The 14,675-nt window shown below is 67.5% G+C and carries 7 protein-coding genes; 4 read left to right on the forward strand and 3 right to left on the reverse strand.

Features of this window, described 5'->3' with window-relative positions; all coding sequences use genetic code 11:
• Window positions 1-343: 343 nt before the first annotated feature.
• From KY501_RS19490 to KY501_RS19500, 3 genes are all read left to right on the forward strand, one after another.
• Complete coding sequence (locus tag KY501_RS19490; RefSeq protein WP_224364698.1) at window positions 344-1,606, forward strand: glycoside hydrolase family 43 protein; 1,263 nt, start codon at window positions 344-346, stop codon at window positions 1,604-1,606.
• Window positions 1,607-1,652: 46 nt separating this feature from the next.
• Complete coding sequence (locus tag KY501_RS19495; protein ID WP_224364699.1) at window positions 1,653-3,077, forward strand: family 43 glycosylhydrolase; 1,425 nt, start codon at window positions 1,653-1,655, stop codon at window positions 3,075-3,077.
• A gap of 221 nt (window positions 3,078-3,298) precedes the next feature.
• A complete protein-coding gene (locus tag KY501_RS19500) occupies window positions 3,299-3,778 on the forward strand; it encodes a ferritin-like domain-containing protein (RefSeq protein ID WP_224364700.1) in 480 nt (159 codons plus the stop codon).
• Window positions 3,779-3,800: 22 nt separating this feature from the next.
• Here KY501_RS19500 and KY501_RS19505 read toward each other — a convergent pair whose 3' ends face one another.
• From KY501_RS19505 to KY501_RS19515, 3 genes are all read right to left on the reverse strand, one after another.
• A complete protein-coding gene (locus KY501_RS19505) occupies window positions 3,801-7,772 on the reverse strand; it encodes a serine/threonine-protein kinase (protein WP_224364701.1) in 3,972 nt (1,323 codons plus the stop codon).
• Window positions 7,773-8,011: 239 nt separating this feature from the next.
• A complete protein-coding gene (locus KY501_RS19510) occupies window positions 8,012-9,760 on the reverse strand; it encodes a sigma-54-dependent transcriptional regulator (protein ID WP_224364702.1) in 1,749 nt (582 codons plus the stop codon).
• A gap of 85 nt (window positions 9,761-9,845) precedes the next feature.
• Entirely contained in the window at window positions 9,846-10,433 is a 588-nt protein-coding gene (locus KY501_RS19515) for an RNA polymerase sigma factor (protein WP_224364703.1), read from the reverse strand.
• Window positions 10,434-10,649: 216 nt separating this feature from the next.
• Between KY501_RS19515 and KY501_RS19520 the strand changes: the two genes are divergently transcribed.
• The gene (locus tag KY501_RS19520; protein ID WP_224364704.1) at window positions 10,650-14,624 is read left to right on the forward strand and encodes a serine/threonine-protein kinase; all 3,975 of its coding nucleotides are present in this window, start codon (window positions 10,650-10,652) and stop codon (window positions 14,622-14,624) included.
• Window positions 14,625-14,675: the final 51 nt, after the last annotated feature.

Genomic DNA, 14,675 nt, shown 5'->3' on the forward strand with positions numbered 1-14,675 from the left:
ATTTCACTCTGCCGCAATGCGTTGCATGGATGATGCAATGCGTTGTCGGAATAAACCGAATAATGCGTCTTGACTGACAATGAGGAAGCAGTTCACCCTGCCGCAACTCGAGGCGCAGAGCTCCGCCCCGATGTCCCGTCCACCCCAAACCTGAGGAACTCCCATGCATCACGCGAAAGTGGTGAGCAATCCCGCTGTCATGTTAGCGCTCACATCCGCAGTTGTAACCCGAATTCGTGCGGGAGCGGCCATCGGCGGCGCTGCGATGTTAGCGCTCACATGCTCGGGTGCTCTCAGGGCCGGGCGCCTCCAATCCGGGCGGGCTCGCTCCTCGTTGTTGCCGGTGCTGTGGGCGGCCCTGGCGCTGCTCGCGCTCCAGCCGGGGGCGGCGGCTGCGTCCACGAGCGTGTACACGATGACTGCGTTCACGAATTCGAGTGAATCGAACATGTATGTGTACCAGTCCTATAACGGCACCCATTACGGGCTGATGAAGGGGCCGGCGTTCACTCCGCCTTCAGGGCTGATTCGGGACCCCAGCGTCATGAAGCACAGCGACGGGTACTACTACGTCACCTACACCACCAACTGGGAGGGCAACACGATTGGCTTTGCCAGGAGCTCCGATCGCGTGAACTGGACCTTCCTGCGCGATGTCACGCTTCCCGTCACGAACCTGCAGAACACCTGGGCGCCGGAGTGGTTCAAGGACAGCGACGGCAGCATCAACATCATCGTGTCCCTGCGCACGGTGGGCGCCACCAACTTCACCCCTCACGTCATCAAGGCGCAGAACAGCGCGCTGTCCTCCTGGTCCTCGCCCGTGCCGCTGGCGGGGTTGTCGCCCAATTACATCGACACCTTCATCGTCAAGCAGGGGAGCACCTACCACGCGTTCACCAAGAACGAGACGACCAAGTACATCGAGTACGCGACCTCCTCCAGCTTGACGGGCCCCTATACCTTCAAGGGCACCGGAGACTGGGCAGGGTGGGGGAACTGGGTGGAAGGTCCGGCCCTGATCCAATTGGACAGTGGCGCATGGCGGATCTTCTTCGACGGGTACTCCGCTGGGAAGTACTACTACAGCGACTCCACCAACGCCTTCGGCTCCTGGTCGGCCAAGAAGGAGCTGCCGAGCCTCACGGGCTTCGTCCGGCATCTGACCATCCTGAAGGAGACGGGGCAGCCCGGAGACATCCGACGGATCCAGTCCTTCAACTTCCAGACCTACTACGCCCGCCATTACAACTATCAGGCCCGCATCGACCCGAATGTGTCTCCCGTGGAGGACTCGCACTTCCGCATCGTCCCCGGGTTGGCCGACAGCACCGCCATCTCGTTCGAGTCGGTGAACTTCCCTGGCTACTTTCTGAGACATGACGGCTCGCCGCTGGTCCTGGCGAAGAATGACGGCACGACCCAGTTCAAGCAGGACGCCACGTTCGTGGACGTCCCTGGACTGGCCAACTCGACCTGGCTCTCCTACCAGTCGTACAACCAGCCTGACTCCTATATCCGGCACTACAACTACGTGCTCCGGATCGAGCCCATCACGACCACGACCGGGCAGTCGGATGCCACGTTCCGGGAAGTGACCCCCTGAGCCAGGCCTGACGCACGGACTGAACGGACGAAAGGTAGGAATCGAGATGGCTTCTTCTTCATTCAACTGGAAGTGCGCGCCCGCGCGATTCGTCGTGCCCCTCGCCTTGTTGCTGGTGGCTTCAACCGCGGGGGCCGCGCCGCCGCAGTTCTCCAATCCGCTGATCCAGCAGCGCGCCGACCCGCACATCTACAAGCACACGGATGGCTACTACTACTTCACGGCCTCCGTCCCGGAGTACGACCGGATCACCCTGCGACGTGCGACGACGATCCAGGGACTGTCCACCGCGTCGGAGACGGTTGTCTGGCGGAAGCACGCGTCTGGCGAGATGGCCGTGCACATCTGGGCGCCGGAAATCCACTTCATCAGCGGCAAGTGGTACCTCTACTTCGCGGCGGGATCCTCGGACGATATCTGGCGGATCCGCATGTATGCGCTCGAGAGCTCCAGTGCCAATCCGCTGAGCGGCACCTGGACGGAGAAGGGGCGCATCTTCACGGACCTGGAGTCGTTCTCGCTCGATGCCACCACCTTCGAGCACAACGGCCAGCGATATCTCCTCTGGGCGCAGTACAACCCGGACAGCAACGTATACATCGCGAAGATGAGCAGCCCCACCACCCTCGTGCTGCCCGCCGTTCTTCTGACCCAACCCACGTACAGTTGGGAGATCCAGGGCTACCGCGTCAATGAAGGCCCTGCGGTCATCAAGAAGAACGGGAAGATCTTCGTCTCCTACTCCGCGAGCAAGACGGATGATCGCTATTGCATGGGGTTGCTGACGGCCTCCGCCACGAGTGATCTGCTGAATCCGGCGTCCTGGACGAAGTCACCGTCTCCCGTGCTTGCCAGCAATGTGAACACGAGTCAGTACGGCCCTGGCCACAATTCCTTTGTCGTCTCCGAGGACGGACAGAGCGACATCCTCGTGTACCACGCACGCAACTACAAGACGATCACCGGGGATCCGCTCTACGATCCCAACCGTCACACGCGTGTCCAGAAGCTCTACTGGAATACGGATGGGACGCCCAACTTCGGGATCCCTCTGGCGGACGGAGCCACGCCCTTCCGATTCAAGTCCTACAACTTCCCGAGTTATTTCATCCGGCACTGGGAGTTCCGGGCGAAGCTCGAAACCAATGTCACCAATCTGGCGGATTCACAGTTCAGGCTCGTGACAGGGCTTGCTGGCTCCGGAACGGTGTCGCTCGAGTCGGCAAACTATCCGGGGTATTACCTGCGGGACCGAAGCTCCGAGCTGTGGCTGGAGAAGAATGACGGCTCCACGACGTTCAAGAATGAAGCGTCGTTCTACAAGCGGGCAGGGCTGTCGGACAGCGCCGGCGTGTCGTTCGAGTCGTACAACTACGTCGGCCGGTACATCCGCCATTACAACTACCTGCTCTCCGTTCAGACGCTCTCCACCGCCACGGACCGAGCCGACGCCACGTTCTATGCGGATTGACGTTCGTGGCGAGTGATTGCGAGCCACCGGGGCTGGAGAACACTGCGCAGGGGGCGTACGACCGGGCCAGGGCCAGGTGGGTGCCTGCCTGGAGCGTTGAGGGCAGGCAAGGGCGCCACCGATCATTCCCAAGCCCGTGTGCAGTGGTCCGCTCCTCCGGCCGTGCGGAGCTTTTCCCCGCGAAGGCAAACACATCCAGCCCTCTCGCGGAGGCACGCCACATGGCTCAGCAAACGGATCCTCGGTTGCTCTCCATCCTCAAGGACCTGGTGCACATTGATCTCGATGCCATCACCGTCTACGACGCAGTGCTCAAGCGCATCACCGTTCCCCAGCTCGAGCAGGCGCTGATGGAGTTCCGCTCCGATCACCTGCTCCATGTTCAGCAGCTCAATGATCGCATCGAGAGGCTGGGCGGCGAACGCGAGCCGCCCCGTCCAAGCGTCGAGAGCTGTGAGCGCCATGGCTTCACTCCCGTGCGGGAGGGAATGAGCATCGAGGAATTGCTCACCGTCATGGTGGAAGGCGAACAGATCACCAACCAGACCTACGAGTGGGTGCTCAAGGAGGACTGGGACCCGGAGACGCGAGCCCTCCTTGATCGCAACTTCGCCGACGAGCAGCGGCACCTGCTCTGGGTGTTGATGGCATCTCGCACGCGAATCTGGGCACGGCAGGGGCCAGCTCCCTCGGCCCCTTGATGCCGCGAGGCGTCGAGCCGGGTTACGGGAACTCGGTCTCGCCCCAGCGCTGTCGAGCCAGCTCCAGGACGCGGGCGTTCTCAGGCACCTGGTGCAGGAAGCGCTGGCGGACGGCCAGGTCCGGGATGGCGGCAGCACGAGAGCGCAGGTGTTCGAGGGCCCTGTGCAGCGCCTGCTCTCCCGAGGCGGTGTCTCCCTCGGCGAAGCAGGACTCGGCCAGCACCCGGAGCAGTCCCACCCGGGCCATTCTGTCCGTCCCCAGGGGCTCCAGCTCTTTCAGGGCCAGCTCCACTCCTGCCCGAGCTTCGGCCACGCGCCCTTGTCTCAGCAGGATCTCGTTCAGCTTCCAGCGCGTTTCGGGCAGGAAGATCGCGAAGGGCGCGAGGATCTCGCATGCCTGCCGGGCCTGTACCTCGGCTTCGGCCAGCTCTTCGCTCGCCGCCGAGATCTTGGCTAGCACCAGGTGAGCCAATCCCAGCTGCACTCGATTGCCACTGCGGTTCTCCACCCACTTGAGCGCCAGCGCCCGAGCCTCCTGCTGATGGGTCGGCTCGGCACTGACTGCCAGCACCTGGATCAGGTTGTGCTCGGCGAAGCTGACGCCGAAGCGCGGAGACACTCGCAGTGCCAGGGCCACACTTTGACGCGCTCGCTCCACCGCTCCTGCCACGTCGCCGAGTGCCCGTAGGGCCTGGGCCGTCCGAGCCAGCACCACCACCTCGCCCCGCTCCGAGCCCACCTCTCGGAAGCCCCCCACGGACTGCTCGGCCCAGACCAGGGCCTTCCAGGCCTCGTCCCGGATGACCAGCGACTGGAAGCTGTATTCGACTCCTCGCCAGCCTCGCACCATGCCATCCCGGGCAATCACTTCGCTTCCGGTGCGCTCCAGGTGCTCGAAGCAGGCCTCTGTCTCTCGCAGGCAACCCAGGTAGGACATCATGTTGCCCATGAAGCACAGCGACAGGTAGTACGCGCTCCGTGCCTCCGGCTCCGGCTCCGTGTCCAGCAGAAGCCGGCACAGGCTGAGCACGTATTCCTTCTGTGCGCTGTAGCCACAGCCCAGCGTCAGGCCGTCGATCAGCTTGCACCACCGGACGGTGCCCGCCTTCATCTCCTGCTGCACGGCTTTGCCCACTGTGTTCAGCGTCGCGAAGTCATTGCGCCAGAAGGCCGTGGCCGCCCGCAGCGCGCGCAACTGCACCCAGGGCTCTCCCGTGGGGCCCAGCGCCAGCGCGGTCTCGATGCACCGCTCCGCGCCTTGCATGTCGTCGTGATCGAAGAGCCGCTCGGCCGCCGTGAGGTAGAAGCGGATGGCTCGCTCCGGCTGCTGCCCGAGCCGTGCATGTTCGGCAAGGATCCGGGGATCCGTCTCTCCCTGTTGCTCCAGCCACTGGCCTGCCAGCTGGTGGCCTCCCGGGTGATGGCTGTCAGGCACCAGCCCGTACGCCGCATCTCGCACCAGCGCATGGCGGAAGCGGTACTCGGTCTCTCCCGGGAAGCGGCTGGCGGGCTGCAACTCCACCCACTCGAGCTCCACCAGGTGCTGCAGCCAGTGGTCCAGCTCGGAGCTGGTGAGCTCTCCGCCCAGCACGGCCTGCACTCCGCCTCGCCAGAAGGTTCGGCCGAGCAGGCTGGCGGCCAACAGCACCTGCCGGGCCTGGGGTTCGAGCCGTCCCAGGCGCGCTTGGAGCATGGCGAGTACGGTCTGCATCGCCGCCTCTCCGCGCCCCTCCGCCGCGCCCCGGATGAGCTCCTCCAGGAACAGGGCGTTGCCCGCCGCCTGCTCCACCAGCCGCTCCATCAGCGCCTCGGGCACCTCCGTTCCGAGTACCTCGCGCACCAACCGCGCCCCGGCCTTGCGGCTCAGTCCTCGCAGCGGCACTTCCTGCAGCCGCCGCGCCCACAGGTTCGGGAAGATCTCCTGCACCTCGGGGCGCGCCATGGCCAGCACCATGAAGGGCTGCTCGGTCAGCTCGCGCAGGACTTCGTCGATGAGCCGGACGCTGAGCGCGTCTCCCCAGTGCAGATCCTCCAGCACCAGCAGCACGGCGTGGTGGGCGCACTCCGCACGGAAGAAGGCGACCAGGGCTCGGCCCACCTGCGTGCTCATCAGCTGCGGGTCGGCCCGGGCCACCCGGAGCCGAGGGTTGTGCTCATCCGGGAAGGGGATGCCGCACAGCTCGCCGAGGAAGCCGGCCACCTCCTGCGCCTGACCTGTTGGCAGGTGCCTGCTGAGCTGCTGGACCAGCTTGCCCCGGCGCGTCTCGAGGGGCTCGGTGCTGGAGATGGCGCACAGTTGGCGCAGGGCGTGGCCGAGCAGTCCATCCGCCGAGCCCGCGCTCATGGGATCGCCTCGGCCCAGCAGCACCTGCACCTGATGGCCCTGGTGCTCCAGGCGGCGGAGGAACTCGTGGCGCAGGCGGGACTTGCCCATCCCCGCCGGAGCCGTCACCAGCACCGCCTGAGCGATGGACTCCTGCGCGCAGGTGTTGAAGGCCAGCTCCAGCAGCGTCAGCTCCTGCTCGCGGCCCACGCAGGGAGTGGGCTTGCCCAGCAGTGGGCGCGAGGCGTCCGCGCCGAGGCTCTCGCCGAGCAACAGGAACAGATCGGGCTGCGGCCGGGAGAGCTGGAAGCCGGGCCCCAGCAGCCCCGCGGTCACCTCGTCCAGCAGGACCGAGGCCGAGGTGCCCGAGGGCAGGGACTCGTGCTGTCGCAGCAGCTGGCCGGCTCGATCCATGGCCTCGCCCACGGGAAGGTGCGCGGGCCGGGCGCGGCCGGTGGTGAGCACCACGGTGGATTCGGGCCAGCGCTCCTGGATCAGCAGGGCGCAGCGGGCCGCCAGGGTGGCTGGGTCCGTGGCCGAGCCATGGGTGGCCTTGAGCGTCGCCACGAGCGACCCATTGGCCATCAGCTCTACCTGGGCGCCATGAGGCATGAGCAGGGTGCGCAGCGTGTCTCGCAGGGTCCAACGTGAGTCATGCGGCCGGAGCTCCAAGGGCTGCGTCTCCGTGACACGGGGCGCGGCCACCAGCACGCTGACCAGGTGCTGCTCGGAGCCCGTCAGCCTCAGGGGAGGCATGCTGGCGGACAGCTGGGCGGAGGGTTCCGACGCCAGCCCCATTCGCAGTTGGGACACGGTCTCCAGCAAGCGCGCGGCGTCCGGCAGCCGCTTCTCCGGGGCCTTGACCAGCATGTGCTGGAGTAGCTCCTCCAGGGCTTCGGGCAGCTCGGGGCGCAGGGCGCGTAGGGGCTCGGGCTCCGAGAAGAGGATCTTGCCCAGCGCCGCGACGAAGTGGGGCGCGGAGAAGGGCGCCGTCCCGGTCAGACACTCGTAGAGGACACAGCCCAGGGAGAAGATGTCCGCGCTGGCCGTGAGCTGGGATTGGGCGGAGACCTGCTCCGGAGCCATGTAGCCCGGAGTGCCGATCACCATCTGGCTGGCGGTGAGAGCCACCGAGGGCACGAGATGCCGGGCCAGGCCGAAGTCCAGCAGGACGACGTCCTCGGGGCGGCCCTGGCGCAGGAAGAGATTGGAGGGCTTGAGATCGCGGTGGATGACGCCGCGCTGGTGCGCCAGGGCGAGTGCCTGGGTCGCCTGGCGGAGCAGGGCCAGTGACTCCTCGAGATTCAACGGCTGCCGAGAGAGACGCTGGGCCAGGTCCTCACCCTGCAGCCACTCCATGGCGATGAAAGGCCTGCCGTCCGCGGTGGTGCCGTGGGCCACGTAGGAGACGATGCCCGGGTGGCGCAATTCGGCCAGGACGGCGGCCTCGCGAGAGAAGCGCTGGAGGGCCTCGGCGCTGTCGACGTGGAGCAGCTTGAGCGCCACGATCTGTCCCGACAGTGTGTCTCGGGCGCGATAGATGGACCCCATGCCGCCTCGGCCCACGAGTGACTCGAGGGTGAAGCGGCTGGCCAGGACCGTGCCCGTGGGAAGCGCAGCCGCCTGGGACAGGAGCGGCGGCGGGGCAGTAGGAGGCAGGGGGTTGTTCATATCGATGCTCAGCCGTGCGTGAGACTTCCCCGCAGCGGCGGAGTTTCGCTCCGGAGAACATGCAGCCGTGCTGGCGGATTCCCGTCTGCTCTCTCTCGTTTCGGGTTCCGCGAGAGCGGGAGGTGCAGCGCGGTTCTATTCAGGAGCATGTGCCGCGCACTCTAGGCTCCGCTCATGAGCAGGCACAGGAGCCGCCACGTAGGCGAGACATCGCTGTGGCGCTTCCTGCCTGTTTGCTTTCAGGAAGCCTCGCTGCTGCCCGCATGCGTCAAGGCGGTGGGGACGGGCTGCCCCACTTCGGTGCACAGTGCCTCGGCCTTCTTCAACTCCTGGCGCAGCGCCTTGAGGTGGTTGCGGCTCTTCACCAGCGACTCGCGCCCCACCAGTCGGAACGCCTCATCCCGCCCCACCTGTTGGACGGCCTCGGCCAGCACGAAGCCTCGCAGGCTCTCGGCGAAGTCGATGTCCAGTGGAGCCCGCCGCCGCTGCGCCTCCAGCACGAAGGCCCGCGCCGCCTGGCTCATCGCCTCCACCAGCGAGCTCTGCTTGCCTCCCTCGTAGGTGAGCGCCTGCTGGATGTGGGGCTCTCGCAGCTCCAGCTCCTGTGTGGCGCCCCCTTGCTGCACGAGGGCCAGCGTGTAGGCACGGCGGATGATGTTGTCGAGCTGCCGCAGGTTGCCGGGCCACGCGCTCTGCTCCAGCCGCTGCTCGGCCTCGGGCGACAGCCGCACCACGCCTGCCGGGTTCTTCTCCTTGTGGTGCCGCGCCAGCATGTAGCGCGCCCAGGCGCCGATTTCGTCCCGCCGCTCATCCAGTGAAGGCACCCGCACAGGAAGTACGTTGATGCGGTAGTACAGATCCTCGCGGAACGTGCCTCGGCGGACCGACTCGGTCAGGTCCGCGTTCGTGCCGATGATGAAGCGCACGTTGGCGCGGTGCTCGCTCGCGGCATCACCGAGCGTACGGTAGGTGCGCTCCTCCAGTACGTGCAGCAGACCGGCCTGCGCCTTGAGCGACAGCTTGTCGATCTCGTCGATGAACAACGTGCCGCCGTTCGCCCGCGCGAGGAAGCCCGGGTTGTCTCGCACCGCTCCCGTGAAGGCTCCCTTGCGCCAGCCGAAGAGCTCTCCCATCTGCAGCTCCTCGGGCACCATCATCAGATCCAGGCTCTCGAAGTGCCCCTGATGGCGCTGCGAGCGCTCATGGCACCAGCGGGCCAGCCGGGACTTGCCGGCGCCCGTGGGACCGCTGATCAGCAGCGTCTCCTCCTGCTGGGAGAAGATGCGCAGCACCCCCACGAGGCTGGCCATGGAGGCGCCGACCACGGGCAGGAAGTCGTCCGTCTCCGGCGCGGAGCCCGGGTGCGGCGCCAGCCCCGTGAGGTAGGGCGCCGCCAGATCCACCGCCAGTTGCAACTGAGGGCTCGTCTCACGCCAGATGAAGTCCTGGCCCAGCGCGGCCATGCAGTTGGCCTCCAGCGCGATCATCCCGTCGATGCGCCCGCCGGCCATGCGCAGCGGCAGGACGCAGACGTGCGTGGCCTCGCGGCTGAGCAGCCGCTGCTGACTCTCCTGGGTGAAGGAGGCGGTGTAGCGCGACGAGGCGAGCCGGCGAGCGGACTCCTGATGAGGCTGAAGTGTGCCCAGGCCCACGTCGATGGAGACCGCGCAGCCATGCTCCACCACGGCGCGCCACGCGGAGGCGGAGGCCAGCAGCGCCACCTGGGGCCCATCCGCCAGCAGCAGCGATTTCTCGTCCGGTGGACAGGTCTCAGCCGCCTCCCGCTCGAGCGCTGCCAGCCGTCGGTAGGCGTCCGCGGGCCGCAGGTGCACCACTCCTCGCAGAATCCTTCCCTGGCGGGCGAAGCGGCTGGCCTCCAGTGCCTCCTCGGCGATCAGCAGCAGCGCCCGCAGCGTGAGGAGCGCGGCTTGTTCGAAGTGCCGGGCGGCATGCAGCCCCGTGACGAGGGATGTGAGGTGCTCGGACATCGCCTTCCTTTCAGACGGAGCCCCCGGGAGGGAGCCGCCCTGGGATGTGACCACAGGTCCCAGGGCAGGTCTCGGAAGGAATGCCTTAGTTCATGTCCGAGCGGGTGTGTGGACGAAGGAGCTTGTGCAGCCTGGCGCGGGCATCGTGCAGGCGCTTGGACACCGTGCCCACCTGGAGCCCCAGAGACTGGGCAATGTCCTGGTACTTCTGTCCGGCTGCGTGCAGCTCGAAGGTGGCCCGCAGCTTCGGGCTCAGCCCGCGCAGGGCCTGGGCGAACTGCTCGTCCGTGAGCCCATCATAGATGGGACGCATGACGGGCTCGGCGCTCGCGCTGAACTCTCCGCGCAGGTGCGGATCCCGGGCCCAGTGCGCCCGGACCTTGCGTCTCCGGCATTGGTCGTAGAAGAGGCGGGTGAGGGTGGTGCTCAGCCACGTCTCACAGGCAGGCCCATTGGGCGGCGCCTCTCTTTTGTCGAACGTCTGGAGGAAGCGCAGCAGGACTTCCTGCGCCAGATCCTCCGCGTCATTCGCATCGCCGCACACGTTCCTCGCCTGTGCCAGGAGCCAATTCCTGTACCGCACGGCGAACGCGGCGCTTCCAGTCTGATACTCCGTCGTGATGCTGGGTGTGCTGTTCATGCCCGTGGTCGATGGGTTCACCGACCGAGCCATGAGCATCGACCGTGCCAGCGGCCTGCTCCGCGTGCGCGAGGTGCGTGCAACAGCCGCCTTCGCAGCGAGGGGATGAATTCATCCAGGATGGCTGTGAGGAGGGAGAAGTTCTGCTTGCCGCGTCAAGTGGAGACCGCGTGGCGAGGACACGCGAGTGCGTGGGTGGAGCACGCAGCGTTAGGCGGGCTGAAGGTCAGGACCTAGACTCCGCGCGCCATGGACCGTCCCCCCGTCCGGTCTCCTCCTGTCCGTCCATCCGGGGCGGCCCCATCGTCCCTGCCGCCAGCCACCGTCATCGCCAGGCGCTTCACGCTCTTGGCCTTCGTGGGCCATGGCGGCATGGGTTCCATCTACCGCGCCGCGGATGCCCTCTCCGGCCAGAGCGTGGCGCTCAAGCTGCTCCACGCCGAGAGCTCCGAGGCCCTGCTGCGCTTCCACCGAGAGGCCTCGGTGCTGGCCGGATTGCACCACCCAGGCATCGTCTCCTACGTGGCCCATGGCACGGCCGAGGATGGCCGCCCGTTCCTGGCCATGCAGTGGCTGGAGGGTGAGGATCTGGCTCAGCGGATCGCGCGGCAGCCCTTGAGCGCCGAGGAGTCCCTCGCGCTGCTGCGTCACGCCGCGCAGGCCCTGGCCGCCGCCCATCAGCGCGGCATCATCCACCGCGATCTCAAGCCCTCGAATCTTTTCCTGCGAGACCGCCGCCCCGAGGATGTGGTGCTCGTGGACTTCGGGCTGGCGCGGCACGTGCTGCCCTCCACCGCCATGACGGGCAGCCAGGTGGTGCTGGGCACGCCGGGCTACATGGCGCCCGAGCAGATCTCCAGCCAGGGCCCCCTGACGCCGGCCGCCGACATCTTCTCCCTGGGGTGCGTGCTCTACGAGTGCCTCACCGGCAAGCCGCCTTTCGCCGCGCCTCACTTCGTCGCCGCCCTGGCGAAGATCCTGTTCACCGAGCCGGAGCCCCTGCGCTCGCTCCGGCCCGAGCTGCCCGTGGCCCTGGAGCAGTTACTGTCGCGGATGCTGGCCCGGCAACCCGAGCGGCGTCTCGCCGATGCCCCCAGCCTGGTGGCGGCGCTGGAGTCCATCAGAGCCGTTCGGCTCGAGGAGCCACAGGCTACTGCTCCGGCTCCGGGCCCGGCTCCTCGCGGAGTGATCGGCGGTGAGCAACAGCTCGTCAGCGTGCTGCTCGCCGCACCTCGTGGCACTCCCGCGCCATCTGCCGGGCAGGGGGATACGTGGCAGTCACTGCGCGAGACGCTGCGTCACCTGCTGTCCCCTCATGGCGCCCAGGTGGAATTGCTGGCCGATGGCGCGCTGGTGGTGACGTTGGTGGCGACCCATGGTTCCGCCACGGATCCGGCGGCGCTCGCCGCCCGCTGTGCCCTCCTGCTCCAGGAGCGCTCGCCCGACGCCGCCGTGGTGCTCACCACCGGACGAGGTCGGCTCGATCCGCACCGGCCCGTGGGCGAGGCCATGGATCGCGCCGGCGAGCTGATGCATGAGTGGCAGCATCTTCCCGCGGACACCTCCTCCCGCGTGCTCCTGGATGAGGTGACAGCGGGGTTGCTCGGGCCCGGCTTCCAACTGACACGCGCCCATTCGGATCTCTTCCTGCTCCAGGGAGAGCAGTTGGGCGCGGATGAGACCCGGCCGCTGCTGGGCAAGCCCACTCCCTGCGTGGGCCGCGAGCAGGAGCTGGCCCTGTTGGAGCTGGCTTTCAACACCTGTGTGCAGGAGTCCGCCGCGCAGGCGGTGCTGGTGAAGGCTCCGGCCGGCATGGGCAAGTCCCGTCTTCGTCACGAATTCCTTCGCCGCCTCAAGCGCCAGGAGCAGCCGGTGCTGGTGTTGATGGGTCGGGGTGATCCCATGAGCGCGGGTTCGGCGGATGGCTTGCTCGGGCAGGCCTTGCGCCGGCTGTGCGGCATCACGGGAGTCGAGCCGCTCGACGTTCGCCGGGAGCGCCTGTCGCAGGGGCTCGCGAGGCACCTGTCCGCGTCGCAGGCCCAGGAGGTGACGAGCTTTCTGGGAGAACTCTGCGGCATTCCCTTTCCGGACACTCACCATCCCCGGTTGAGCACCGCACGCGGCAACCCGCAGTTGTTGAGCACGCACGTGGGCAGGGCGCTGGTGGCCTTCCTGCGTGCCGAGTGCGCCCACCAGCCCGTGCTGTTGATCCTGGAGGATCTCCACTGGGGAGAGCGCCTCACGCTCCGGCTGTTGGATGAGGCGCTGCGCGAGCTGGCCGAGCAGCCCTTCATGGTGTTGGCCTTGGCTCGACCGGAAGTGGAGCACCTGCTCTCCGAGCCGTGGACACAGCGGATGCAGGAGATTCCCCTCCGAGGGCTGAACCGCAAGGCCGAGGCTCGGCTGGTGCGAGAGGTGTTGGGCGCGAACGTGCCGGACACCGCCGTCGATCGGCTCGTGGAGCAGGCGGCGGGCAGTCCCCTGTTCCTGGAAGAGCTCATCCGAGCCGAAGCCGAGGGTCGAGGTGAGAGCGCGCCGCAGACGGTGCTGGCCATGATCCAGGCTCGCATCGGAGGCCTGGAGCCGCAGGCCCGCCAGGTGCTGTTGGCTGCCAGCTTCTCGAGTCGCTCCTTCTGTGCGGGAGGGCTGATGCCGCTCCTGGGCGATGAGTTCTCCCGTCCTGAGCTGGAGCATTGGATGCAGCGGCTGGTGGAGCAGGAGTGGGTGGAGCGCCAGGCGGTCAGCCGCTTCCCGCACGAGAGCGAGTACCGCTTCCGGCACGCACTGGTGCGGGATGCCGCCTACGGCCTGGTGCCCGACAGCAACAAGCCCACGGGTCATCGGCTGATGGGGGAGTGGCTGGAGCGGTCCGGGGATGGCGATCCGCGGATCCTCGCCGAGCACTATCGGCTCGGGCAGCAGTCCGAGCGCGCCATCCACTTCTACGTCCTGGCCGCCGAGCAGCACTTCGATCGCCACGACATGCAGGGCATGGAGCGGAGCATGGAGGCGGCGCTGGCGTTGGGGCCTGGAGAGGAGGCGCGGATGCGGCTGCGCGTGCTCCGGGCCACGGCCGCCTTCTGGATGGACGACTTCGTCACCCTGGGCGAGCTCGGCCGCGCCGTGCTGCCGAGCTTGAAGGCGGGCAGCTCCCGGTGGAACAAGCTGGTCGGCGGCTTGAGCCTGGGGTGTGCCCTGGGCGGCCAGAAGGAGTATCTGCTTCCCCTGTGCCGGCAGTTGCTGGATGCGGAGCCGGAGCCGGAAGCGCGGAGTTCCTACTTCCTGGCCCTCTGCTTCATGGGCTGCATGACCGCGTACGTGGGCGCCATCCGCGAGTCCGCCGCCTGCTTCGAGCGGCTGGAGCGGACGGGGCAGGATGTTCTCGCCCGGGACGGCATCGTTCGTGGCTGGCAGGGCATCTCCTATAGTTTCCGGGATCTCTGCCTGACGGATGGGCCCTGGCGGGCGCTCGATTGGGCACGGCAGGCCGAGCAGGTCTTGGAGGAGGTGGGCTCGGACCGCGATGGGGTGGCCGCGCTCACCTGGGCCTCGCAGGCGCTGCTGGCCCTGGGGCAACCGGAGGAGGCCCTCGCATGCGTCCGCCGGAGCGTAGCCATGGCCGAGCGGGTGGCGCAGCCCTTTCCCGTCACCCACGCCCGGCAGACACTGGCGCTCATCCTGGCGGCCCGCACCGAGCCGTCGTACCAGCAGGAGGCTCGGGAGCTGGTCCGAGAGTGGGTGGAAACCCAGACACCCAATCGGGTCCACCTGGGCACCGCGTACCTGGTGCTGGCGCGGGTGGCCGCGACTCAGGGAGCGGTGGATGAGGCCGTGTCCCAGGCCCAGAAGGCTTGCGAGGTGCTGGAGCCGTTCGCGCCCTTCGTGGGGATGGCGCGCTGGCTCCTCGCCGCGCTGTTGCTGGCCCAGGGACGCGTGGCCGAGGCGCGTCAGGGAGTGGAACTGGCGCTGCGAGACGTGGCCGCCACGGGCGATGAAGGGGCGGCCAAGGTGGGACTGCTGCAGGTGCTGGCGGACGCCTGCTTCTCTCAGGGAGACATCGCCGCTGGTGAGGATGCGCTGCGCAGCGCTCTGCAGTGTCTTCGCTCACGCGCCGAGGCCATTCCGGAGGTGGCTGTGCGTGAGCGCTTCCTTCGCCACGTGCCCGAGAATGCCCGCGTCTTGGACCTTGCCCGTCAGCGGTGGGGCGACGAAGAGCTGCCCTGAAAAGGCAAGGACGCGCCGAAGCTCTCCCCGAACTCTCGGCGCGTCCCCGTG

Origin of the sequence: Hyalangium versicolor (assembly GCF_020103695.1) — a bacterium.
In the GTDB taxonomy this organism is placed as follows: Bacteria; Myxococcota; Myxococcia; order Myxococcales; family Myxococcaceae; genus Hyalangium; species Hyalangium versicolor.